Source organism: Bdellovibrio sp. MYbb2, assembly GCF_056175685.1.
This window is the reverse complement of the sequence record NZ_JBJKJI010000001.1, coordinates 1315957-1339328: the sequence shown is the minus strand read 5'-3', so window position 1 is coordinate 1339328 and position 23372 is coordinate 1315957. Positions and strand designations below refer to the sequence as shown.

Sequence of the window (23372 nt, the reverse complement as noted above, 5' to 3'; positions counted from 1 at the left end):
TTCAGGCGAGAGCTTGTGAATTGTGTAAGGAACTAGACCAGCTTGCGAAGCACGTAATGGAGGATGCCCCCATTTTTGTAGTACTCAAGTTCAACCGCGGTGTCGATGCGAGAACGTACTTTCACGTCCTCTTTCTGACCGTTGGCGCGATGAATGGTCAACGTCAAATCCTGCTGCGGCTTCATCCCGGCTGCAATGCCGGAAATATCGAAAGTCTCAGTGCCATCCAAATGCAAAGTCTTGCGATCAGTGCCCGGATGGAATTGCAAAGGCAGAACCCCCATACCAATCAGGTTGGAACGGTGAATACGCTCAAAACTTTCCGCGATCACAGCTTTCACACCCAACAAACGAGTGCCCTTGGCTGCCCAGTCACGGGAAGATCCTGTGCCGTACTCTTTACCCGCGATCACCACCAAAGGTGTCATCGTGGACTGATACTTCACGGAGGCATCGTAAATGGCCAGCGTTTCGCCGCTTGGCACGTACTTGGTCATGCCGCCTTCCACACCCTGAAGCATTTCGTTCTTGATGCGGATATTGGCAAACGTACCACGCACCATCACCTCGTCATTACCACGACGGGATCCGTACGAGTTGAAGTCATGAGCTTCCACTCCATGGGACGTCAGATAACGTCCTGCCGGAGAATCTTTCTTAATACTTCCGGCCGGTGAAATATGGTCCGTCGTGATAGAATCACCCAAGATAGCCAAAGGACGAGCCCCTTTCACATCATGAACCGCTTCCGGCTTCAGACCCATGCCTTCAAAGTACGGTGGATTCTTGATGTAGGTGCTTTTTTCCCAGCTGTATACCTGTGATGACGTGGTATTGATTTTCTGCCAGTCTTCTGTGCCCGCGAAAACATTTCCATAACGAGTGTCGAACATTTTCGTTTCAACAGTCTTGTTGATGGTATCCTGGATTTCCTGAGTACTTGGCCAGATGTCTTTCAGGTACACCGGCTTGCCGGCAGAATCTTCGCCCAGAGAATCCCTGGTGATATCGATCATCATATTACCCGCCAAAGCGTGCGCCACCACCAGCATCGGGGACGCCAGATAGTTCGCTTTCACGTGCGGATTGATACGGCCTTCAAAGTTGCGGTTTCCGGAAAGAACCGACGCCACAACCAGATTTCCTTTTTCAACGGCCCCTGCCACCGGCGCATCCAGCGGACCGGAATTTCCGATACAAGTCGTGCAACCATAACCCACAAGATTGAAGCCAAGTTTATCCAGATAAGTCTGCAAACCTGCGCGCTCTAGATAGTCCGTCACCACCTGAGACCCCGGAGCCAGGGATGTTTTCACCCACGGCTTCACGGTCAGGCCTTTTTCCACGGCTTTCTTCGCCACCAAACCGGCACCGATCATCACCGAGGGATTGGAAGTGTTCGTGCAACTGGTGATCGCGGCGATAACCACATCCCCGTGACCCAAAGAATAATTTTGACTGTCCACAGCAACCGCCGACGCGGATTTGGTCGTTTTGTCGGCTTCTACCTGGAATCCTGCGACCAGTTGTTTTTTGAAGTCTTCAGCAGCTCCAGCCAGAACCACACGGTCCTGCGGGCGTTTCGGTCCTGCCAGTGACGGCACCACCGTGGACATGTCCAGATGAAGAGTGTCGTTGAAGTGATAGTGCTTTTCAGCTTCTTCTGAACGCCACAAACCGGTTTCTTTTGCATAAGCCTCAACCAAAGCAATCGTTGCGGCATCACGGCCGGACAGACGCAGATACTTCATTGTCTGTTCGTCCACCGGGAAGAACCCGCAGGTTGCACCGTATTCCGGAGCCATGTTGGCAATCGTCGCACGATCCGCCAAGGACATGGACGCCAGACCCGGGCCATAGAATTCAACAAATTTTCCGACCACACCTTTTTTTCGCAGCATCTGCGTGATGGTCAGAACAAGATCCGTCGCGGTCGTGCCTTCTTGCATCTTGCCATCCAGCTTAAATCCGACCACTTCCGGAATCAGCATGCTGAGAGGTTGCCCCAGCATCACCGCTTCCGCCTCGATACCACCGACACCCCAGCCCAGCACGGCCAGACCGTTGATCATGGTGGTATGACTGTCTGTGCCCACCAGCGTGTCCGGGAAGGCATTGGCACCATCCGACCCTTGATTGGACCAAACCGTTTTACCCAAATACTCCAGATTCACCTGGTGGCAAATACCGGTGCCCGGCGGAACCACTTTGAAATTCTGAAACGCGTTCTGCCCCCATTTCAGGAAGACATAACGTTCGTGGTTTCGTTCAAATTCCATCTTAACGTTTTCATCAAAGGACTTCGGCGTACCGAAAGCATCGACCATCACCGAGTGGTCAATCACCAGATCCACTGGCACCAGCGGGTTGATCTTTTTCGGATCACCACCCAAAGCTTTCATCGCGTCACGCATTGCTGCCAGATCCACGACTGCCGGTACACCGGTGAAGTCCTGCATCAGCACTCGCGCCGGGAAGAAAGAAATTTCGCGGGAAAGGGATTCGGTGCTCAGGCTCAGCAGGGAATCAATGTCCTCTTTGCTGACATGCAGACCATCCTCGTGGCGCAGAAGGTTTTCCAAAAGGACCTTCAGCGACACCGGTAGTTTTTTTATATTGGGATGCTGGATTTTCTGAGCGTTGAAAGTGGTGTAGCTCTGAGAGCCCACCTGAAGTTTCGATTTCGTCTTAAAACTGTCTTTGGATTGAATGAACATGAGAGGCTCCTTCCTCTCAATTCCACTCCCCTCTTAGGAATTTATCAAGCCAAAAAGCCCCGATCTGGGTTTTCACATCGCTGACTTTTCCCTCGAGAACAAGCTGCATCAGATCCGCGGGTTTTACTTCGACAACCTCAATAAACTCGCCCTGATCCAGACGCTGTTGGAGCTGAGTCAAATCCTTGGCCAGATACAAATCAATGTGTTCGTTGGAATAACCAATGACCGGGTGAATTGTGGTCAGGAACTTCCAGTCTTTGGCTTCATAACCGGTCTCTTCGAGCAGTTCTCGTTTTGCTGTCAGCAGGGTTTCTTCATTGTGATCCCTTTTTCCGGCCGGGAACTCGAGAAAAACTTTCTTTACGGCATGGCGGTACTGATGAATCATCACGACATTTCCATTCGGCAAAAGCGGAATCATCATGGCCGCGCCGGGATGCAGAATGTATTCACGAGTGTACGTGCGCCCGTCAGGGGCCCGCACCTGATCCTGTTCAATTTTGAGGTATCGTCCTTTAAAAATCTGACGCGTGGACAGCGTCTTTTCTTCCAAATGCTTCATGGTGTTCAGAGTCTCATACAGACACGCTGAAGTCGCTCCATTTCGTCTGGACCAAAGATGGTCCCGCCTTTTGTCCAAAAGGTGTAGAATGGATGAGGCTCATAGATGTTGAATTCAAGAGTGTTGTATAGACTTGTGTTAAATCAAATTTGAAAGATCAGGAGGATCACTATGAGAGCTTTGACCAAGGTGGGAATATTCATGTCCACCGCTCTTCTTGCTTCGCTCATGTTTGCCCAGGATGCAAACGCCCAACGCCGCCTTAGTCGCGGTCCCAGCCTTTCAGGCGACATGTCTTTGGGAATCGGTCTGTCGACTGTTTCTGCCGGACAAAATGACATGAACTCGTTGATTGACGCCGCTCGTGCGAGCGCCGCCAACGCTGACACCAAATCTCTGGGCAGTGCCTGGGAATTTTATGCCAACTGGTCTTACCGCTTCAGCGGGACTTCTTATGCATTTGTCTTCCGCCCTTCTTACTTCATGCAAAGCACTGAAGGTTCAGGCACTGACGGAAGTTACGATTACAAACTGACGGGATTCACTGTCTTCCCGATCTTCCGCATGTATCCGCTGGAAAATTCTTTCATCAAGTTCTACATGCAGACAGGCCTGGGTTACGGTTCCTTGAGTGGTGAAATCACCGCCGGCACCAAGAATCTGGATTTCAAAGGCAGTGCCTTTGGCGCCATGGGTGGTATCGGTGTGGACTTCTGCTTCACCGACGCTCACTGTCTGACGGTGGAAGGCAATATCCGTTACATGCCTATTGAACGAAATCTGACAACCGGAGGAAACTGTACCGGTGCCAGCGACATCCCGGGCGTCAGCCAGTGCGGTGGCGATTCCGAAGTCGAGCGCAATGGCAAGGACTTGTCGACGACCATGTCCGGAGTGCAGGGCCTGATCGGTTACACGATGAATTTCTAGCAAGACTAGTGTCTTGTTTCAGTACTGATTCGCTCAAAAAGCCACCTCCAGAAGGTGGCTTTTTTTATTCCCGCCCTGAGACACCAGGCGACTTTAGAAGTCTTCAGTTTTTGCCGATATTTTAACAAGCATGAATACACGGGACGTGAATAAAATCGCCATATTAGGGATGATCGTATCGATCCTCTCTGCCTGCTCGGACGCCAGTCCGACAGTGTCGATTCTGCGTTCTGTGGAAAGTCTTGAGTTCAATCCAAGTCACGTTGTCACTTCCAGCCTGAACAGTGTGCCATTACAAGCCTCTTGCGCCAACTTCATCGGCAACATCGACATGAGTCTCGATGGCGGTGTCACCTGGATCACGCCGACCAGTTATGACGTCACCGCGCCGTCATCGTGTGTGAACGGCAAGTTCACCGTCAGTCTGTCCAATCTGAAATCCCCGTGGAGCTCTTTGGCGATTTCACCCGGGCAAACTCTGAAAGTGAAATTCCGCGCACAACCGCGCAAGAACAATTTCTTCTACAAAGAAGTAACAGTGCTTTATTCCCCGTCATCCACCCGCAGTCAGGACATCCTGATTGGCAGTGCCGAACAGGCCGGTGGTGGATACCGCGTAAAAAGCCGCCTTCGTCATCAGCAGCAGCATGTCGCCACGGGCGGCAACTTTAAAATCAAAGGGAGAATCACAGAATGAAAAATCTGATTTATTCCCTTATGCTGATTTTGACGACAGCTTCGGTTCCGGCTCAGGCAGCTTCGCCGTCGCCAGGTCCGTTGTTCACTTATGAAGGTTTGCTGACGGATGCCGCGGGCACTCCGATCACCACAACCCAGACCGTTCTTTTACAGATTATCTATCCATCCACTTGTGTGGTGTTTGAAGAAACCCACAGCATCACCCCTGGTTCCAGCGGTGAATTCAGTGTGATTGTCGGCAGTGGCACACGCACGGATTCCACGGGCAATACCGCGGATCGCATTTTTGCGTCTGCCGGCAGTGTGACCTGTTCTGACACCAGCACCGTGACGGCATCGGGATTCACAACCCGTTCTTTGCGCGTGCGTGTGGGCGGAACCGATCTGACGCCGGATGTGGCGATCAATACGGTTCCATTTGCCATCAATGCCGCCCGTCTTGCCGACAAAACCGCCGCAGACTTTGTACAGGTTTCAGCGTCGACAACTCAAACCAATGTTGACAGTGTTTTCAGCCGCTACAGCACTTTGAACAGTGTTTTGAATATGTTCACAACAGCGGGCGCCAACGGTCAGGTTCTGATTGGCACTGGCACCGGCTATACCCCGGCAAATTTGACGGCGGGTTCCGGTATCAATATCACCAACTCTTCCGGTGGCATTACGATTTCTGCCAGCGGTGGAGGCGGCTCGGTCACTTCCGTGACAGCCCAATCACCTTTGGGTGTTGCCGGAACTGCAGCCGTGCCGGATCTGTTCATCACACAAGCCAACTCCACCACTAACGGTTATTTGAGTTCCGCAGACTGGCAGGCCTTCAACAACAAGCAAGACAAGTCCCTTTCCACGGGCCGAATTTGGGTTGGCAGCAGCGGCATGTCTGTGGAAGTTCCCGTCAGTGGCGATGCGACTTTGGATTACTCTGGTGCCCTCAGCCTTGCAAGTGTCGGCACCCCTGGCACTTATCCCAAAGTGACCGTTGATGCGAAAGGCCGCGTGACTGCGGGCTCAGCACTGGTGGCTGCGGATATTCCGTCCCTGGACTGGAATAAAATCACCACGGGTTTGCCATCTTCACTTTCTGGTTATGGCATCCTGGATGCTGTTAAAAACTTTGGTGGCACGGCAGGAATCATGTCTGGCATAGATGCGGCCCGTCCGGCTGCGGGTAATGCAGGCCTTCTTTATATTTCTTCAGACACTCATCAGATCTATCGCGACAATGGGTCCTCATGGAGCACTCTGGGGGGCGGTGGAGCGGCAACCCCGATCAGTCTTACGTCCCAAGTCACGGGAGTCCTGCCCATTGCGAACGGTGGTACTGGTGCATCCTCTGTTGTTGGCGCGATGGCGACTCTATCCCCGCTGACAAGCAAAGGCGATATTCTGGTTCACAACGGTACAAACAACGTTCGCCTGCCTGCGGGATCCCCTGGCCAGGTTCTGACCGCGGATACTGCTGATGCCAACGGTGTGAAATGGATCTCGATTCCCACGGGCACCGTCACGAATGTGACTGGCACGGCTCCGGTGGTTGTTTCCAACAACACCACAACGCCGACTATCTCGGTCAACGATGCCACCGCCAGCACCAAAGGTGTTGTGCAAATCGGAAGTGGTCTGAATGTCACATCCGGCACCGTCAGCGTGAATCCGGCATCATTCCCTTCGATAGTCCCGGTTTCAAAAGGTGGTACCGGCACTGGCACCATCGCGGCAAATAAAATACTGATGACCAACGGATCAGCCAATGCATTCACTGAATTTTCGTGCGGCATCGGTCAGGCCATTGCCTTTGATGCCATGGGTGTTGCCGGCTGTTCCAGCTACAGTTCCTTGGGTGTGATTGTGAATTCAGGGAACTCTTTGGGAATCCCGATGATCGTGGGCACCAACGATGCCTTCAGCCTGTCGCTTGAAACCAACAATACGACCCGCATGACGATCGACGATAACGGCCGCGTGGGTATTGGAACAACCACCCCAGCGACGCCCCTGCATGTGCTCGGATCCGGTGAAGTGGCGCGCTTCGTGTCTTCGGCCACAGGTGGTGTGGTGTTAGATTCCACGGCGCTGAATTATAATCCGTCTTTGATCTACAGAAAAACCAATATCAATCGCTGGTCGATGATGGTTAATGCGGTATCCGAAAGCGGATCCAACCTGGGTTCGAACTTCAGTATCCTTCGCTATGATGACGCTGGCACCACGCTGGGAGCGGCAGTGACAATTGATCGCGCCACCGGGAACTTTGGTATCAATACCGCGGCACCGACTTACACCATTCACGTGACCGGGACTGCCGGATTAAGTACAGGTTCTGCATGGACAGTGGCATCCGATGCACGCCTGAAAGACGTGCATGGCGATTATGAATACGGCTTGAATGAAATTCTGAAACTGCACACAGTTCGTTACAATTACAAAGCTGGCAACGCCGCGAAAATCCCTTCGGATGTTCCTATGGTGGGCTTCATCGCCCAGGAAGTTCAGCAGGTGATTCCGGATGCAGTGAAAACCCGCGCTGACGGCTATCTTGAACTGAATGTCGACCCCATTCACTGGGCGACCGTGAATGCGGTGAAAGACCTTCACGGCATGTGCAAAGCCACGCAGGATCAACTGAACACCATCACTCGAAAAGTCGCTTCTTTGGAAGAAGATGCTGCTGCGAAAGACCTGCGCATCAAGGCGCTGGAAGATGAAAACAAGAGTCTCAAAAAAGACCTGGAAATGATCAAAGCCAAACTTGGCCTGCAGTAATCTCATTTCGAAACTTCAAAACATACCATTACAGTACGACGTGTGGGGGATACTTCCACAGTTTTTACAATTTTGTTAATCTTATAGATAGCTGATTGTAGAGGTACGTAATGACAAAATCACTATTGATGGCCGTGCTGTTGGTGTCCCCTTTCGCACTGGCGAAAAAACAAAATGAACCCAATCTTCGCGCGCGTGGCCTGCTGAAAAAAATCACCTGCAGTTATCACGGCAGCGGAAAAACCCCTACCGGCGAAAGCATCGGATCGGTGGACTTTGCCGATCCGGAAAAAACCGTCTGTGATCCCTTGGGCAGCGGTTCTGCCAACAATACCGAAAACGGTCTGTTTGCGAAGCTCTTCGTAAAAAGCCCTGAGATGTCCAGTCCGGTCAAAAGCGTGATGGACTATTACAACAACGGTGTGAAGCTTGAGCAGGATCTGTATTTTTCGGACGTCAATGTACCGACGCGCGTTTTCACTGACGGCTTTGCCACCAGGAACGGCGAAGTGCTGATGGATGCCAGCGGCAACAAACTGATCGAAAACTTTGCCATCGAATACACCTCCGTCCTGAAACTTTCAGATCAGGATCGTGAAGGCCACTATGAAATTTCATTGCTGTCTGATGACGGTGCCCGCCTGTTTGTGAAAGAGGGCGACGCATGGAATGAACTGGTGAATAACGACGGCGTGCACCCGACCCGTCTGGGCTGTCCTTTCCGCACGGTGGAAATGAAAAAGGACACCGAACTGCCGATCCGTATTCTGTACTATCAGGGGCCGCGCTATCACATTGCCAATGTGATGCTGTGGAAACATCACAAAAAGGCCCAAAGCTGGAAAAAGCCTTCGTCGCATTCCCTGTGCGGCATTCAAAGCAACAATTTCTTCTACAACCCGAACAACGGAAAAAAACAAGCGGCGGTGAAGTTCCTGGAAGCCACGGGCTGGGATGTGGTTGCGCCGGCCAACTTCCGCATGCCTCCTTTGAAACCGAATCCGTGCGTGGAACCGGACTTTGCTTTAAGCGACTTCAAGGTGGCCTCGGTGGCCGCTCCGAATGCAGAAATTACCTGGTCGACAAACTTCCCGTCCTCAAGCCAGATCTATATCGTCAATATCTTCACGGGTGAGGAAATGTACACCGCGGTTGATAGCGAGATGGTCACAAGCCATAAAGCCGTCTTAAGCGGTCTGATCCATGGTTTGCAGTATCAGGTTCAGGCCATCAGCGTGGATGCAAGCGGTAAAGAGCTTCGCAGCCCTGCCATCATGCTTCTGCCATAAGCTTATCATTCCTTCCGGGAATACTAAGTTTCCACCTGCTAACTTGCCAGTCCCCCGGTTTTTAAATAGAAACCGGGGCCATGAAAGCACTTCTGATCAGTTTTATTCTTTTGATCTGCTCCCCCGCCTGGTCCCTGCAGTCAGCCTTTGGCGGCACGATTGAAGGTTTAAGCATTCCCAATTCGCACGAAGTATATAGCGACGCCAGTGGCGCTCGTGTGGTGCGTGGGATGGAGCCCAGAAACAAGGCCCAGATTCATGAGCTGCTGGATTCCGGCATCGAAGAAGTTCTGATCTTTAAAACCGACACCAAAGGCGAAGTGGCCAAAGAAATCACCCAGCTGCAAAACGCGGGTCTTTCTGCCGCGGCGATCACTCATGTGCCCTTTCCGTGGAAAGACCTGCATGACTACAAAGCGGCCTGCCGCATGACGATTGAGGCTTTAAAAACAATTGAAAGATCAGTAAAGGCCGGAAGAAGCATTTACTTCCACTGCACGGTGGGTGAAGACCGCACGGGTTATCTGGCGGGTCTGTGGGGCCTGTGGACCGGTGAATTTGAAACGGCAGCACAGGCCTTTAAAACCGAAATGTGTGCCCGGGGTTATGAAGCGGGTAATCCACGCAAGCCTTACAAAGAGGTTGTCGCCAAGATTCGTGAAACACTGACGCCGACCTATCTGAAAATGGCCACGGTGCTGACAGAAGCCCGCGCACGCGGGCAGAACCTGCACGGGTCCCTGTGCAATCAGGAACCCGTGATTGAAAACGCTGCGGCTTTCCGCTGCGTCAGCAAAAGAAACTAGAACATGGTGTTGGTATTTGCGGCCTTTTCAGGAATCTCCTGAATCACGTCCCAGTGCTCGACAATCTTGCCGCCTTCAACACGGAAGATGTCCACGATCGCGCGTCCGCGGTCGTCTTTGTTCTGTTTGGACAAGACATGCAAAACCACCAGATCCCCTTCAGCAACCACACGCTTGATTTCGCTGCGAGCTTCAGGATTGGCTTTGAAGTGCGGAATGAAATAGCCCGTGAACGGTTTCACCCCGTCCGGAACCATGGGATTGTGCTGAATGTACTTTGAACCAAAGTACTTGTCGGCGGCTTCCTGAACCTTGTGATCTCGAAAGACCATATTATAGAAATCAGTGACGATTTTCTTATTTTCTTCCACGGTGGTTTTCTTTGCCATCGCCGGAAGGGCCAAAGACAGAATCAATGCGGCAGTTACTGCTTTAAATGCTTTCATCGAATGCCCTTTCTAGTAACCAATGGTGAAACGTTGTTTAAGGTGCAGGGATTTTTCCAGTTCATCCACCATGGCGACAGCATAGTCGGCGGTGGAAATTCGGCTTTCGTTTTTTGCATCAAAGACCGGATTGTCTTTTCCCAGACGGAACTTGCCGGTGCGAGGCCCTGGTTCGATCATCAGTGCCGGACTGAAGAAGGTCCAATCCAGATCGTTCTGGGTGCGGATGAAGTTCAGAATCTCGCGCGTGGCGCGTGCGCCGTCTTTCCATTCCGCGGGGAACTGAGGCGTATCCACCAACTGCACTCCCGGAGAAATCTCCAAAGACCCGGCCCCACCCACAATCAGCAGACGTTTGATGCCAGCTTTTTTCGTTGCGGCTGCATAGGATTTGGCGCCAGTCACACTCATGTCAGTTCCTGGATTATAGGCACTCACAACAGCGTCCTGACCCTTCAGAATTTCAGCCAGCTTGTCCGTGTCAGTGACATCGGCTTTTTTCACCAGCAGATTTTCGCGGGATTTGATTTTTTCGGGATTTCTGACAATGGCGGTGACTTTGTGTCCGCGGCTTAGCAGTTCTTCCAAAATGTCGGTTCCGATAAATCCGGAAGCTCCGATCAGTGCTACATTCATGGTTTTCTCCTTTGTTAGTAACCATATTTGTTACAGTTTAATGCAAAAAAACAGAAGCCCTAGTCGACCTTGTGAACCAGATCCGAAAGCTTCGTCTGCTTCAGCTGATCTGCCACGCAGTCATTCACTTCCGAAAATACCGGCGTCAGCAGCTTCGCCATGCTGGTGCTGACAGGACATCTTGTATTGGGCCGGTTCGGGTTGAAAGCAAATACGTCGGATTCACCAACGGCCTGATAAATGTCACGCAGGGTGATCTTCTCTGCCGGTCGGGCCAGTTCGACTCCGCCGCCTTTTCCCTGATGACAAGTCAGCAGACCCGCTTTGGAAAGCTCGGCCATCAGACGGCGCACCACCACCGGATTGGTGTTGACGCTTCCCGCCACAATGTCGCTCTTCAGAAGCTCCCCATTGGGGGCATCGTGAGCTACCAGGGTCATAATATGAGTCGCAACTGCGAATCTGCTATTAGCTGCCATACTGTAACTATATTAGTTTCATTTAAGCCCGTCAAGAGGTCATTTATCAGCCCCCGCGGTTGAGGGGCATCCCTGTTGATTTTTTACCTGGGACCTGATTATCTGTCCCATATGGAAACAAAATACTTATCAGGTTTCGGAAATCACTTTTCCACAGAAGCTCGCCCGAACTCTTTGCCTCAGGACCAGAACTCTCCACAAAAGGCCCCGGCGGGTCTTTACCCTGAACAGCTTAGCGGCACGGCCTTTACAGCTCCTCGTCATTCCAATATGTTTTCCTGGCTGTATCGCATCCGCCCGTCCGTGATGCACAAGCCTTTTGCTCCGTTGAAGGATCTGACTTCCAAAACCTTCTTCAAGCCTCAGCACATCAATCCCAATCAAATGCGCTGGAATCCGCTGGCTGAAACTTCCGCGAAGCAGGATTTCGTGGAAGGCATCCGCACGGTGTGTGGCACAGGCTCTGTGCACGAACAACGTGGTTTGAATGCGCATCTTTATTCCTTCAACAAGTCCATGGACACGCGTTACTTCATGAATGCCGATGGTGACTTCCTGCTGGTTCCTCAAAAAGGTTCTTTGCATGTGAAAACCGAAATGGGCTTTATGGAAGTTGAACCCGGCGAAATCGCACTGGTTCCCCGTGGAATGAAGTTCCAGGTGAATCCACTGAAAGAAGGCACCACTTGCACTGGTTATATCGGTGAAAACTTTGGTGCGGCATTCAGACTGCCGGATCTGGGCCCGATTGGCGCCAACGGCCTTGCACACCGTCGTCACTTCCTGACTCCGGTGGCGGCGTTCGAAGACAAAGAAGGAAAGTTTGAACTGGTCGGCAAATTTGCCGGCGAACTGTGGGGCGCTGAAATCGGTCACTCGCCACTGGATGTGGTTGCATGGCATGGAAACTTTGTTCCATTCAAGTATGACCTACGCAAATTTAACACCATCAACACTGTCAGCTATGATCATCCAGATCCATCCATCTTCACTGTGCTGACTTCACCAAGTGAAGTTCCGGGCACCGCGAACGTGGACTTTGCGATCTTCCCGCCACGCTGGATGGTGGGTGAACACACCTTCCGCCCGCCGTACTTCCACCGCAACTGCATGAGCGAATACATGGGTTTGATCTATGGCGAATACGACGCGAAAACCGCTGGGGGCTTTGTTCCTGGCGGCGGCAGCCTGCACAACTTCTATTCCGCTCACGGGCCGGATGTGGATGCATTTGAAAAAGCCAGCAACGCGGATTTGAAACCGCACAAAATCGAAGCCACCATGGCCTTTATGTTTGAATCCCGTTCACCATATATGGTGACGGACTTCGCGATGGGAAAAGACTTCCTGCAGGACGACTATCAGAACTGCTGGCAGGGTTTTAAGAAATACTTCAAATAAAGAAAAAGCCGGGGCAACCCGGCTTTTTTATTTCATTCGGGCGTGAAAAATACGCGTGTCGTATTCAATCCGCACCATTCCGTTTTTCTGATATTTATCGAAGATCGCTTCCAATTCGGCTTTCATCGCGGGATACGCTGCACTGTCCATCTGAGGCATGTACGAAGAAGACAACAACCGCCCCAGCAATCCTGCGAAATCCAGATCCTGATAATTGAAAATCACATGCTCATTGTAGGCACCCAGAAAACTTTCAATCTGCGCCTGATCGATATTGTTGTGACGAACCTGCTTATAATCTGAACCATAGTTCGCAATCAGTGCTTCATAGTCCACGTTAAATCCCGTGCCCGTCATACGACGATCATTCCAGATCAACGCCGCCGTTCCCGGCGATTTCAGAATGCGTTTGAACTCTTTCTGCGTCGCCACCGGCTCAAACCAGTGAAAGGCTTGAGCGGCAATCACGAAATCCACGCTGTCGGCAGGCAGCCCGGTGTTTTCCGATGAACCGTTCACACTGTGAAAGTCAGGATAACCCACCAGCGTCTTTTCAGCAGCAGCCCGCATTTTGGCGTTGGGCTCTACACCGTAAACTTTGTTTCCGTTGTCCAAAAAGATCTCGGTCGAAATCCCCGTCCCCGAACCCACATCAGCCACCGCCATGTCCGGCCTTAACCCCAATTGGTCGATGAAAAACTTAAGCAGTTCGGAGGGATACGAGGGTCGAAACTTGACGTAGTTATCAACCCGGTCACTAAAGCGTTGAGTCGGTTTGAAATCCATATCTGAACTATACCGCAACGCTTCGGAAAAGTAAGCAGGTACCTTTTAGTTGGGGTTGATGATGTCCATTTTCTTTTGGATTTTAACGGGCGTCATATGGCCGTTGCCGGATTCGGTGTACCCGATCAACTCGACAGTGGCTGTGACTTTTTCAGGGCTGCCGATTGGCAAGCCGCCGCACTTGATCGGACAAGTCAGATCAAGAATTTCGTTGTTGGTCATGCGCACCGGAATACCAATGGCATCCAGCTGATAGTCAGAATAAGTGCAGGTGTAAGAACGAATTGAGGACTTGAAGGTGACCTGAATCATTGCCGGCGCAAAAAATTCCCCACTGCGGTTGGCGATACGAATCTGTGGAATATCAATGTACGGAGAAGCAATATCACGACGATTTGATCCGTCCTGATAAGCCATGCAGCTGATGGACGTGGAATGAATGACGAAGGCCTCTTTTTGCACCGTCATTTCCACGGCGGCTTGAGTTGTCATGGCAAACAAAAACACCAAAGCGCTGGCGGCTTTTTTCATAATTCCTCCTTGAATACAAAAAGGATACGCCCTGCAGACCGTGACCGCAAAACTTCAGACTTTTAAGTGATCCAGAGGATTCGGCGTAGTACTTAGGACTCTTCAGAAGGAAGATACACCCATTCGCCCACGCCATTTTTCAGACAGAAGACTTTCACGCGCTCTTCAAACCACGACCCCAGATTCACCGAGCGCACGGAGTGCCCGTTGATGGCTTCGGTGTGATCGTCAAACACGTGCATGTGTCCAGAGACAATCAGATCAAAAGGCTTTTCCGCATAGGCTACCGGAGTGTGCTTGCGAATCATCGTGATCAGCTCACCTTCATTGGACACACGATAATGTCCACTGCGTTCGCGGCTTTTTTTGCTGGCTTTGTTTCCGATGTGATCCCAGAACTTACCCGGCAGAATATTTCCCAGTGGTTTGATATAGGGATTGCGAATGATGCTGCGGTATTTAAGATACTTCTCGTCATTCATATTGATCAGATCCCCGTGCTCACAACGCACACGAACCCCGTCGATCAGATAATACTGAGCCTCGACAAAAACTTCGATCCCCAGACGTTTTTGGAAGTAACCCTCCACGTGAACATCGTGGTTTCCTTCGATGAACGTGATCCGGGCCCCGGCTTTGCGAAGGTCTCCCAGTGTCTGCATCAAAGGTTCGAATTTTTTGGCGAAATAGGTATGACCACCCACCCACAGATCGAAGATATCCCCGAGCATGAAAAGGTGAACTTGCTGCGGATTGCCCGCCAGCAAAGAACGCAAAAAGCGCAACAGGATTTTCCCATTGCGCTCTTCAGCGGTTTTCAAGTGAATGTCGGATATGAACCAGGCTTCCACTATTCTTTATTCAGATCGAATCCTTGTTTCTTGCGGATAAAGGCAGGAACTTCAAGATTCTGGCTGGAGAACGGTGAGCTCAGGACTTCACGAGCCATGCGGCGCGCTTCTTCCAAAGACTGCTGTTCGTGATCCACATTCATGGACAGCTGTTCCGGGTTATTGTGCTTGGATTTCAAGTCCTGGCTTTCTTTGAAAGCGCGGGCTTTAGCCAGCAACATGTCACGCGGGGACAAAGATGATTCCACTTGCGGCTGGATCGGGGTTGCAACTTCCTGTTGTGCAGGAACCTGCTGAGCCTGAACCGGCATCTGAGGCATCATGTTTTGTGCTGCCTGCTGAGCCATCTGTGGAGTCACGGCAGCTACAGGGGGAACAACCACAGTCTCAGTAACCTGAGGAGCTGCCTCTGTCTGCTGTGGTTGAAGCGTAAAAGACTGAACCTGAGTCTGAACCGCAGTGATCGGCGGAAGTTCAACCGCTGGCATCTGAGGCATAACTGGCATTTGTGGCATAGTCGGCATAACCGGCATTTGCGGGTACTGAGGCATTTGTGGCATCTGCGGCATTACCGGCATCTGTGGCATTTGAGCCATCTGTTGCGGCATTTGCGGCATCTGCATGTTCATGCCACCGAAGTGAGCTGCGTTCTGGTTCAGGAAATTCTGCATTTGATTAACCTGAGCCATGTCGTTCACAAGCTTCACGTCGTGAGCATCGAAACCAGTTGCGATCACAGTCACACGAACTTCATCGCCCATGCTTTCATCGATAACCGCACCGAAGATGATTTCTGCATCTTCATGAGCCGCTTCAGTGATCAGAGTGGAAGCTTCGTTCACTTCATACAAAGAAAGGTCAGAACCACCAGTTACGTTGATGATGATGCCAGTAGCGCCATCGATCTTCACATTTTCCAGCAATGGAGAAGAGATCGCCGCAGTAGCCGCTTCAACCGCACGGTTGTCACCTTTAGCTGCGCCAGTACCCATGATTGCAATGCCTTTGGAGGACATAACAGTGCGGATATCTGCGAAGTCCAGATTGATAAGACCGCGGATGTTGATCAGATCAGAGATACCTTTAACAGCCTGAAGAAGAACTTCGTCCGCTTTTTTGAAGGTTTCCAGAAGCGGAGTTCTTTCCGCCGCGATGGAAAGAAGTTTCTGATTCGGGATCACGATCAGAGTGTCCACGTTTTCTTTCAGTTCAGACAGACCGCCTTCAGCGTGTTTGCCGCGTTTTTTTCCTTCGAACAGGAAGGGTTTGGTAACAACACCGATAGTCAGTGCGCCAAGCTCACGCGCAATCTTCGCGACGATCGGAGCGCCACCAGTCCCAGTTCCGCCACCCATACCCGCAGTGACGAAGACCATGTCGGAGCCTTCCAATTTTTCAACGATTTCATTGTAGGACTCGATCGCAGCTCTGCGACCCACATCCGGATTTGCACCCGCGCCAAGACCTTTTGTAAGGTCAAGACCCAACTGGATCTTATTCGGAGATTTGCTGGCGTTCAGGGCCTGGATATCTGTATTGGCAACGATGAATTCAACACCGTTCATGCCGGATTCGATCATTGTGGCAACTGCGTTGCTGCCGCCACCGCCGACGCCCACTACTTTAATATTTGCACCAATATTGATATTTTCTTCCAATTCAAACATTTGATCCTCCCCACAGAATCATCCGCCGTCGCCGAGGCTTGGGCGAACTCAGGCTATAAATTTAAAAAATCTGTCCAAAAAATTCTTTGATCTTCTTGGTGATCCCGTCCAGCGATTCACCAATGTTCACTTCCTGTTGCTGTTGGTGCGTTTGAAGCAGATCTTTTCTCTGCCCCAATGCATACTGCAACAGTCCAACAGCGGCGGAGAATTCTCCAGACTTCACCACATCCGTCAGACCACCGATTTCACGAGGTGCCCCTCTGCGAACCGGAATATCAAAGATAAACTCTCCCATCTCGATCAGACCATCCAGGTTGCTTGCGCCCCCTGTAAGAACAATCCCGCCACCAAGCATTGGCATCAGGCCGCTCATACGAATGTCATTGGCAATCAGGTTCAGAGTCTCCTCTGCACGAGCTTCGATAACATCCGCAAGGTCCTTGCGAGGAATCACGCGGGATTTTCTTCCGCCGACACCCTCGACCTCAACAGTTTCATTTTCATTCACCATAGAAGCCATGGCACAACCATGCTTCTTTTTCAGCTCTTCCGCCGCGAACTGCGGAGTTCTCAACCCCACCGCCACGTCGTGAGTGAAGTGCTGGCCACCCACTGGAATTACAGAGGAGTGAGCCACACTGCCGTTGACGAAGTAAAGGGCGTTACAAGCGCCGCCACCCATATCAACCACGCACACACCCAGATTCTTTTCATCGTTGGACATCACCGCAGTAGCGGATGCCAGCTGGGAAAGAACCAGGCCTGCGATTTTCAAACCGGCTTTTTCAACACATTTTACTGTATTATTGATAGCACTCTGACCACCGGTCACGATGTGCACATTGGCTTCCAAGCGGATGCCGGACATGCCGATAGGATCTGTGATCCCGTCCTGGCCGTCGACTTTGAATTCTCTTGGAAGTACGTGAAGAACAGAACGATCCGTTGGAACCGCCACTGCCTTGGCAGCTTCGATAACACGGTCAATTTCAGAGGCAGTGACTTCGCGGTTCTTGATCGCGACCATGCCCTTGGAATCAAATGAAGAAATGTGCGAACCAGCAACACCCACCCACACTTCGGATACGGTGTAACCGGACATCAATTCTGCTTCTTCTTTGGCTTTTCTAATGGAATCAGTCGTGGCTTCGATATTGACTACGACACCCTGGCGGATCCCTGTATTGGGAGCGGTGCCCACGCCTGCGACTTCGATTTTTCCTTCGGGATTAACTGTGCCGATGACAAAAGAGACCTTGGTAGAACCAATGTCCAAGCCAGCCAATACCGGAGCTTTGGGTTTTGATGTACTCATCCTTAAGTCCTCACGGATGCCTAAACTATAAAAGTTTCAGGAAAGACCACCCGTTAAAATCATTTTAAGGGGCTTCTAAGGGGGCATCTACCCGACTTTGATCGGTCTTCCAGACTTAAGCTTAGGGATCCTTACGCAACCTGACAAGGACTTTCTTTGACAGATTCGCGTCTATGACGCGCGCGTCAAACTGGCGGGATTCGAGATAATCGACGACTTGGCTGACTCGTGCAGACTTCAAAGACACTTGGTCTTCGCCCATCTTCACCTGGATTCCAGTTTTGATCATGGTCATCCAGAAGCCTTCTTTATTGTCGTAACGAATTTCAGAAATTGTTTTTCTGCTGAACGATCCTTCAGCAGGAATTTGTTCAACCACATCAACAGCCTTCTTGCGAAGTTCTGTTTTTTTCACAAAGCCTTCTCCATCAAGCAGCACAACATCCGGAGCCTGCTTGCTTTCAACCGGATCCAGGAAAGTTCCATCTTTAATAATAGGAACAAGCTTTCCACCTTTGGCCATGAACAGAAGCTTCACCTCATGCGGGCGCACGCGCACAGACAAAGTCGTCGGCCAGCTTCTTTTGATATTCAAACCATCCACCCAGTTCAGGGCGTCGACTTCACGGGATACTTTTTTAAGTTTGATATTCCAAAGAGAAACGCCTTTGTATCGGGCAAGACTTGCCTCCAGGCGATCGACGTGAGGACGTAAAAACTGCTCCTGCCCCGCGGGTGGATTTTCAAGCACAACCTCGACCGAACTGATATTGAAAAAGCCATTTTCATTCAGATAAAAAAGCGTTCCCGCAAGTGCTGCAGGCAGAACAATGAATCCAAAGATAAGTTTTAAAACGAGCTTCTTCACAGTCGGAAATCCTCTGCTGTCGTGAATTTTAGATTAGCAACAAGATCGCCAACAATGAAACGCTGTCCGCAAAACAAGACCAAGGTCTTTCACTGGACCTTGATGCTCTTACCTTTTCCGCCCGCAACAAAACAAGCTTTAGTCCGTATTGTTTTCGACCTCATTACCGATAGATAGCAAGCGAAGGAGACTCTATGAAATTTGGCAGCAAGGTAATTTTAAATGTCGCAATATCCTGCGTGGTCTGCACTCTGGCCGCCGTCGGAATCTCCTCCTCCAAGATCCATGAACAGGGACGCGATCAACTGGTCGACAAATCCCAGGCTATTCTTTCCCGCCTTGAATCCATGCGCGGCTATGTCGCCATCTCTGGAAACCTGAAAGAAGACTTCACCGCCGCCGTGGAAAAATACCCGGATGGAAATCTTCCAGAAGATGTGCGCAAACAACTGCTGCGCAAAGTTCCCATCGTGGCCTCGATGGCCGTGGGTTTTGAGAACGCCGACAAAGACGGCTATAAGTTCCGCGTTTTCACTGCAGCCCCGCGCCGCGATTCCAACAAAGCCACCGCCTCTGAACTGGAAATTCTGAAACGCTTTGAAGCCGATCCGGAATTAAAAGAAATTGTCGCCAGTGGGGATCATGACGTTGTTGTGTATCGTCCGGTGCGCCTGTCTGAAGCTCAAGGCTGTCTGCTATGCCACGGCCACCCTTCCAAAAGCCCATGGGGCAATGGCAAAGACATTCTGGGCTTCCCGATGGAAAACTGGGGCGACAATAAACTTCATGGCGTCTTTGCCGTCACCTCTTCCACGGATCGCGTGGCAGAAGCGGCCAACAACACAACTTACTCGATTCTTCTGTGGGCTTTGCTGATCACCGTTGTGATTCTGACGGCGTCTTATTTCCTGCTGCGTTCACCACTGGGCTCCCTGCTTGAAGCCATCAGCACTTTGAATCGTGCGGGCGCGCAAGTTTCCACAACGGGTAATGAGATCTTCAGCTCCAGCCAAAGCCTGAGTAATTCCGCCGTGAAGGCCGCCGCTTCCATTGAAGAAACCTCTGCCTCCACGGAAGAGGTTTCCAGCATGGTGAAGATGAATTCCCAGCACGCATCCAAAGCCCGCGATCTGGCGCACACCGCCCAGGAAAAAGCACGTATCGGTGAACGCGAGGTGCAAAAGCTGACCACGTCGATGGACGAAATCACCTCCAGCTCCAAAAAGATTGAAGAGATCATCACCGTGATTGATGACATCGCTTTTCAGACAAATCTGCTGGCGCTGAATGCATCTGTCGAAGCGGCTCGTGCCGGCGAACACGGAAAAGGTTTTGCGGTTGTTGCCGAAGCGGTTCGCAGCCTCGCACAACGAAGCGCCACTTCCGCCAAAGAGATTTCCAATCTGATCAACGACAGTGTTGAAAAGATTGAGTCCGGTCATGAGGTGGTCCGATCCAGTGCCGATTCCTTAAAAGAGATTGTGACCACCATTGAAAAGCTGTCAGCCCTCAACACCGAGATTTCCGGAGCCAGTTCCGAACAGGAGCAAGGGATCCTGCAAATTAACAAGGCTTTGACAGACATGGATAAGATCACCCAAGCCAATGCCGCCGCCGCCGAAGAATGCGCTGCCGCTTCGGAAGAGCTGACACGTCAGTCATCCGTCATGGAAGAAGCAGTCCAGCAACTGAACGTTATTATTAGCGGAAATGCGGACCGAGCCGCTTCATGACCCAAAAATAGACAAATGATGACGGGAATCATAGACCCGTGCAGTTAAAGTGCTATCCTTCAAGACAAGGAGGATAGCATGATCAATCATTCACTTCTTATTGCCGACGAACTGGAGCACAAGGATGAAGCGTCCTTAAAAAGATCCCAGGTGAACCGTCGCTTCGCCTCGGACCTGTCTGTCCGCCTGAATTGCCCCGTTTCCTTGTTGTATGTCAAAACTCTGAAAGACATCCCCGGACGCCTGGCCCTTTCTTACGCTGAAAAAGCCAAGGTCATCAGCCACAAACACCACCAGCTGGCACCGGTCATGAACAACTTTGCCGTGCCCGGGAAACTGATTGTGAAGTTCGGCTCGCCAGTAAAAGAAATCTCGGCCGCCGTCAAAGACAACAGTGTCGAGGCTCTGATTGTCGGTTCACGCGCTCTGAAAGGCATGGACCGCTTTTTCCTGGGAAGTGTTGCCGAAGAGGTCGTGCGCAATGTGAAGCGTCCGGTTTATATTCTTGGGCCAGGAACCCAGCGTGATGACTATAGCCTGCCGACTAAAAAAGATTTACGCATTGCCATCGTCACCGACCTGACGAAAAAATGCCGTGCTTCTGAAACCTATGGCGTCAGCCTTGCAAAACGTCTGGGGGCCCACGTGGTGCTTTATCACTCGGTTGCAGAAACTCTGCGCACGGTGGAACAATACATGTTTGCTGCCGGTGAAGCGACTCCAAGCATTGATACAATTTACGCCGACATTAAAAAAGACGCACAAAACTCGATGGAGAAAAAACTGGAACGCCTGCGCAGCAAAGGTATTTCCTGTGAGGGATTCATCGAGCAGGAAAAAACTCCGCTGGTGGACACCTTCCTGGCGGGACCTGCGGGCCACTGCGATTTGATCTGCATGGGTGATGAAAGTTATGGTGGACTTTTGGGCACGCTGTTGGGGTCCAACCTTCGCGACATGATTGCAAAATCACCCGTACCGGTGATTGTTGTGAGATCTTAACAGCTCGACGTTTTATTACAAATTTATTGCCCGGGCAGGTGATTCTTCATCTGCCCTTTTTCATTTCAAATATAAGGCCTTACCGGACAAGTTGCTAAAAAAAAGTCCCCCGCCCGGTGGAGAACGCTTCTCACATTTGTAAGGAAGATTACAGAGCTTTTGTTCGATAAGAGCCTCATTCCAATTCAACAAGAAAAAAGGAACAAGAGGTTCAAAGTGAAGTTCGGCACCAAAGTTATGATCAGTATTGGCACTGCTTGTGTGATCTGCACGACCGCAGCTGTGATCGTGGCATCGTCCCGCATCTCGCACGAAGGCGAGTCCCATCTGGTGGAAAAATCAGAGGCGATTCTATCCCGTCTGGAAGCCGTGCGTTCTTACGTGGCCTCGCAAGGCGGCCTGCAAGCCAGCATTGAAAAAGCCATTGCCGATCATCCGGATGGCAACCTTTCCAAAGAATCAAAAATTTCCATTCTAAAACAGGTTCCTATCTTTGCCGCGATGAAAGTCGGTGCCGAGGGCGCTGAAGAAGAAGGCTACACCTTCCGCATCTTTTCAGGCGAACCGCGCAATCCGGACAATCGCGCCACTCAGGAAGAACTGGAGATCCTGAAAAAATTTGAAGCCGACCCAAAACTGCAAGAGCTCACCGCCGCCACGGACAACCACGTGATCGTGTACCGTCCGGTGCGTCTGTCTTCAAATCAGGGTTGCATGAACTGTCATGGTGCCCCCTCACAGTCCCCATGGAAAAACGGAAAGGACATCCTGGGTTATCCCATGGAAGACTGGTCAGACGGAAAACTTCACGGCGGCTTCGCGGTGATTTCCAGCAAAGACAAAGTCAAAGCCGCAGCCGCTGACGCCACGATGTATATCGTGCTGGTTGCTGTGGGCTTGTCCATCGTCGCCATGGCCCTGGCCTTTGTGGTGCTCAACCGCCCGATGAAAGCGCTTTCCGGCATCGCGGTGAAACTGAAAGAAACCGGCACCAGTGTGGCACAGGCAAGCACCGAAATCTCAAAGTCCTCGCAAGACCTGAGCAGTGCCGCCACCACCGCCGCAGCCTCCATTGAACAAACCACGTCAGCCACCGAAGAAATGTCGAGCATGATTAAACTGAACGCCGGCCATACGAATGAGGCCCGCTCCCTGTCGGAAACCGCACAAGCGAAAGCCCGCCACGGCAAAGATGAAGTCGAAAAACTGATTCTTTCCATGGACGACATCGCAAAAAGCTCCAAGAAGATTGAAGAAATCATCTCGGTCATCGATGATATTGCCTTCCAGACCAATCTGCTGGCTCTAAACGCCGCAGTAGAGGCCGCGCGTGCCGGCGAACAGGGCAAAGGCTTTGCCGTTGTGGCCGAAGCCGTGCGGGCGCTGGCACAACGAAGCGCAACCTCTGCCAAAGAAATTGCAACCCTGATCCAGGACAGCGTTCACAAAATTGAAAGCGGCCATGAAGTCGTTCAGGCCAGTGGCACAATGCTGAATGAAATCGTGGTGCAAATTGAAAAGCTGACGGCGTTGAATATTGAAATCTCCACAGCAAGCACTGAGCAGTCGCAAGGGGTCAGCTCAATCAACATGTCCATCAATGAACTGGACCGCGTGACCCAGAACAACGCCTCGGCCGCAGGCGAATGCGCGTCGGCCGCTGAAGAACTGGCCCAGAGATCCCAGCAGATGGATTCGATGGTTCAAGAGCTGATCTCGGTTGTTGAAGGTCGCAAGGCCGCCTGATTTGTCTAATCCAAAAAGGGTGTCTCAAAACGAGACACCTTTTTTTGTCTTCCCCATTTTGTCATGTGCGCAAGCTGTGGACGCTCTTCCTTGCCTGGTTCTTAACTGGCCATGGACAGAAGTTTGCAGTTTTTGCGGG

19 protein-coding genes and 1 pseudogene are annotated in these 23372 nt (G+C 51.3%); 9 read left to right on the top strand and 11 right to left on the bottom strand.

Annotation, left to right across the window (positions count from 1 at the left end):
• Positions 1-32 precede the first annotated feature (32 nt).
• Positions 33-2717: an aconitate hydratase AcnA gene (gene acnA, locus AC04MQ_RS06570; RefSeq protein ID WP_015092198.1), complete on the bottom strand. Its 2685-nt coding sequence runs from the start codon at positions 2715-2717 to the stop codon at positions 33-35.
• A gap of 16 nt (positions 2718-2733) precedes the next feature.
• Positions 2734-3282: an NUDIX domain-containing protein gene (locus AC04MQ_RS06565; protein WP_015092199.1), complete on the bottom strand. Its 549-nt coding sequence runs from the start codon at positions 3280-3282 to the stop codon at positions 2734-2736.
• Positions 3283-3453: 171 nt separating this feature from the next.
• Here AC04MQ_RS06565 and AC04MQ_RS06560 point away from each other — a divergent pair, with 171 nt between their 5' ends.
• The 5 genes from AC04MQ_RS06560 to AC04MQ_RS06540 all read left to right on the top strand — a co-directional run bounded on the left by AC04MQ_RS06560 (position 3454) and on the right by AC04MQ_RS06540 (position 9769).
• The gene (locus AC04MQ_RS06560) at positions 3454-4212 is read left to right on the top strand and encodes a hypothetical protein (protein ID WP_041577956.1); all 759 of its coding nucleotides are present in this window, start codon (positions 3454-3456) and stop codon (positions 4210-4212) included.
• A gap of 130 nt (positions 4213-4342) precedes the next feature.
• Positions 4343-4909, top strand: coding sequence for a hypothetical protein (locus tag AC04MQ_RS06555; RefSeq protein ID WP_235046156.1), 567 nt, complete (start codon positions 4343-4345; stop codon positions 4907-4909).
• Positions 4906-7674 (top strand): tail fiber domain-containing protein, encoded by a 2769-nt coding sequence (locus AC04MQ_RS06550; protein ID WP_015092202.1) that lies wholly within the window; start codon positions 4906-4908, stop codon positions 7672-7674. The genes AC04MQ_RS06555 and AC04MQ_RS06550 overlap by 4 nt, the downstream gene beginning before the upstream one ends.
• A gap of 110 nt (positions 7675-7784) precedes the next feature.
• Entirely contained in the window at positions 7785-8963 is a 1179-nt protein-coding gene (locus AC04MQ_RS06545) for a hypothetical protein (protein WP_015092203.1), read from the top strand.
• 80 nt (positions 8964-9043) lie between these two features.
• Positions 9044-9769, top strand: coding sequence for a phosphatase domain-containing putative toxin (locus tag AC04MQ_RS06540; RefSeq protein WP_015092204.1), 726 nt, complete (start codon positions 9044-9046; stop codon positions 9767-9769).
• On the opposite strand, the gene AC04MQ_RS06535 is transcribed toward AC04MQ_RS06540, so the two are convergent.
• The 3 genes from AC04MQ_RS06535 to AC04MQ_RS06525 all read right to left on the bottom strand — a co-directional run bounded on the left by AC04MQ_RS06535 (position 9766) and on the right by AC04MQ_RS06525 (position 11330).
• On the bottom strand, positions 9766-10158 hold the full coding sequence (locus tag AC04MQ_RS06535) for a nuclear transport factor 2 family protein (RefSeq protein WP_419144696.1): 393 nt from the start codon (positions 10156-10158) through the stop codon (positions 9766-9768). The genes AC04MQ_RS06540 and AC04MQ_RS06535 overlap by 4 nt on opposite strands.
• Positions 10159-10227: 69 nt before the next feature.
• The gene (locus AC04MQ_RS06530; RefSeq protein WP_015092206.1) at positions 10228-10851 is read right to left on the bottom strand and encodes an NAD(P)-dependent oxidoreductase; all 624 of its coding nucleotides are present in this window, start codon (positions 10849-10851) and stop codon (positions 10228-10230) included.
• A gap of 59 nt (positions 10852-10910) precedes the next feature.
• Positions 10911-11330 (bottom strand): RrF2 family transcriptional regulator, encoded by a 420-nt coding sequence (locus AC04MQ_RS06525; protein ID WP_041577957.1) that lies wholly within the window; start codon positions 11328-11330, stop codon positions 10911-10913.
• A gap of 111 nt (positions 11331-11441) precedes the next feature.
• Here AC04MQ_RS06525 and hmgA point away from each other — a divergent pair, with 111 nt between their 5' ends.
• Positions 11442-12731 carry a homogentisate 1,2-dioxygenase gene (hmgA, locus tag AC04MQ_RS06520; protein ID WP_235046157.1) on the top strand — a complete coding sequence of 430 codons (1290 nt, stop codon included), beginning with the start codon at positions 11442-11444 and terminating at the stop codon, positions 12729-12731.
• 27 nt (positions 12732-12758) lie between these two features.
• Here hmgA and AC04MQ_RS06515 read toward each other — a convergent pair whose 3' ends face one another.
• The 6 genes and pseudogenes from AC04MQ_RS06515 to AC04MQ_RS06490 form a co-directional block, all read right to left on the bottom strand.
• Complete coding sequence (locus AC04MQ_RS06515; RefSeq protein WP_041577958.1) at positions 12759-13517, bottom strand: class I SAM-dependent methyltransferase; 759 nt, start codon at positions 13515-13517, stop codon at positions 12759-12761.
• A 45-nt stretch (positions 13518-13562) separates the two neighbouring features.
• Positions 13563-14048: a hypothetical protein gene (locus AC04MQ_RS06510; RefSeq protein WP_015092210.1), complete on the bottom strand. Its 486-nt coding sequence runs from the start codon at positions 14046-14048 to the stop codon at positions 13563-13565.
• 92 nt (positions 14049-14140) lie between these two features.
• Entirely contained in the window at positions 14141-14899 is a 759-nt protein-coding gene (locus AC04MQ_RS06505) for a UDP-2,3-diacylglucosamine diphosphatase (RefSeq protein WP_015092211.1), read from the bottom strand.
• Positions 14900-15567: 668 nt separating this feature from the next.
• Positions 15568-16566 (bottom strand): annotated as a pseudogene (gene ftsZ, locus AC04MQ_RS06500) (cell division protein FtsZ); the annotation flags it as partial.
• Between the two features lie 61 nt (positions 16567-16627).
• Positions 16628-17884, bottom strand: coding sequence for a cell division protein FtsA (gene ftsA / locus AC04MQ_RS06495; RefSeq protein WP_011165549.1), 1257 nt, complete (start codon positions 17882-17884; stop codon positions 16628-16630).
• Positions 17885-18005: 121 nt separating this feature from the next.
• Positions 18006-18752 (bottom strand): cell division protein FtsQ/DivIB, encoded by a 747-nt coding sequence (locus AC04MQ_RS06490; RefSeq protein WP_015092213.1) that lies wholly within the window; start codon positions 18750-18752, stop codon positions 18006-18008.
• Between the two features lie 194 nt (positions 18753-18946).
• Here AC04MQ_RS06490 and AC04MQ_RS06485 point away from each other — a divergent pair, with 194 nt between their 5' ends.
• The 3 genes from AC04MQ_RS06485 (at position 18947) to AC04MQ_RS06475 (ending at position 23233) form a co-directional block, all read left to right on the top strand.
• Positions 18947-20485, top strand: coding sequence for a methyl-accepting chemotaxis protein (locus AC04MQ_RS06485; RefSeq protein WP_041577959.1), 1539 nt, complete (start codon positions 18947-18949; stop codon positions 20483-20485).
• A gap of 78 nt (positions 20486-20563) precedes the next feature.
• Positions 20564-21487, top strand: coding sequence for a universal stress protein (locus AC04MQ_RS06480; RefSeq protein ID WP_475391590.1), 924 nt, complete (start codon positions 20564-20566; stop codon positions 21485-21487).
• A 216-nt stretch (positions 21488-21703) separates the two neighbouring features.
• Positions 21704-23233, top strand: coding sequence for a methyl-accepting chemotaxis protein (locus AC04MQ_RS06475; protein WP_475391588.1), 1530 nt, complete (start codon positions 21704-21706; stop codon positions 23231-23233).
• Positions 23234-23372: the final 139 nt, after the last annotated feature.